At 48.5% G+C, this 1,665-nt stretch carries 1 protein-coding gene; it reads left to right on the top strand.

Annotated elements, in window-relative coordinates:
• A partial coding sequence (locus tag VN105_RS12725; protein WP_325641411.1) for a DUF6443 domain-containing protein occupies window positions 1-1,665 on the top strand: 1,665 nt, incomplete at both ends.

A 1,665-nucleotide genomic window follows, 5' to 3' on the forward strand; every position in this document is an offset into this window, starting at 1 on the left:
GGTTAATGCAGCAGCGACCACGGCTTGTGGCAACACGCCCGCAGCAGGTCTGGCGGTAACCTTGCAGCCACGAACGCTGGTTTCTGATAATCAAAATTATATATTAAGTACTTCTGTACTTTCCGCAGGTGCTACTACCGATGCGGACATTACCAACCTTAGCTCGGCAGCGATACGCCAGCAGATAACTTATTTCGATGGTTTAGGCAGACCTATGCAGGATATTGCTATACAGGCTGCACCGGATGGAAAAGATATCGTTACGCCCATTACTTATGACGGCTACGGAAGGCAGGACAAAAGCTACCTACCCTATGCGGCGGGCGATACAACAGGCAGCTACCGATCTGCTATCAACCCAACTTATACCAACAGTGCACAGTACCTGTTCTACCAACAAACAGCAGATACCAGCATTCCGGTAATACCTAATCCTTATAGTCAGACAGTCTTTGAAGCCTCACCGCTCAACAGACCCTTGCAACTCGCTAACCCCGGTAGCACTTGGGCAGTAGGTAGTGGACACACCGTCAATACCGACTATGAAATAAATGTCGCGTCGGAAGTCAGGTTATGGAATATTACCACCGATGCCAATGGCAACAACACTGGTGCTACCGGCAGTGGCTATTACGCAGCCGGGGAACTCTACAAAACCATTACCACCGACGAGAACAGCCATCAGGTCATTGAATTTAAAGACAAAGATGGGCAGGTGGTCTGTAAAAAGGTACAGAGCGGTGCAGCCGGTGCTTTTGTTATCACCCAGTATATCTATGATGACTTCGGGGATCTGGCTTATGTCTTGCCTCCTGCCCTTAGCAGTATTACCAGCTTTACAGAGCTGACAACAGATGCGAACTTTGGCAATTATATCTACGCCTACCATTATGATGAACGCAGAAGAATGGTCGAAAAGAAAATACCCGGTCAGGGATGGGGCTATATGCTCTATGACAAAGCAGACCACTTAGTGGCTACGCAAGATGCCGTACAAAGATCTTTGGGCTACTGGGCCTTTACCAAGTATGACGGGTTAGGTAGGATGGTGATGACCGGCAGGTACAACAGTTCCTCTTCCAGAGCCACTTTGCAAACAACCGTGGGCGCCTGGGACTCTACCAAGCTGACGGAGAACAGGGTTACCACCGGTAATGGTTATACTAATCAGGCTTTCCCAACAACCATTACGGAGACCTATAGCATTAACTACTATGACGATTACAGTTTTCTGACACTGACGGGAGTAAATCCGACTACCAGTCTGATCACCGCTGCTAACGGAAGCGACAGCCTGAGCAATATGACCAAAGGGCTGCCTACAGGTTCCCGAATAGAGATACTGGGCAGCCCGGGCAGCTATTTGCTGTCTGTCAGCTATTACGACAGCAAGGGAAGGCTCAGCAAGACCATTAAGCAACACCAGCTTCAGGGTGTGGATGTGGTTACCAATCATTATGACTTTGTAGGTGAGCTGCTAAACAGTACCCGTAAGCATTACGCCGGCAATAACTACACGACAGCGGCCCTTAGCATTACAGACAGCTACAGCTATGACCATGCAGGCAGGATGCTGGTAACCACCGAGCAAATTAATAATCAGACACCGGTTGCATTAACCAGTAACACCTACAATGAAATAGGGCAGTTAAAATCAAAGCTTAT

The organism is Chitinophaga sp., assembly GCF_035564935.1.
Taxonomy (GTDB): domain Bacteria; phylum Bacteroidota; class Bacteroidia; order Chitinophagales; family Chitinophagaceae; genus Chitinophaga.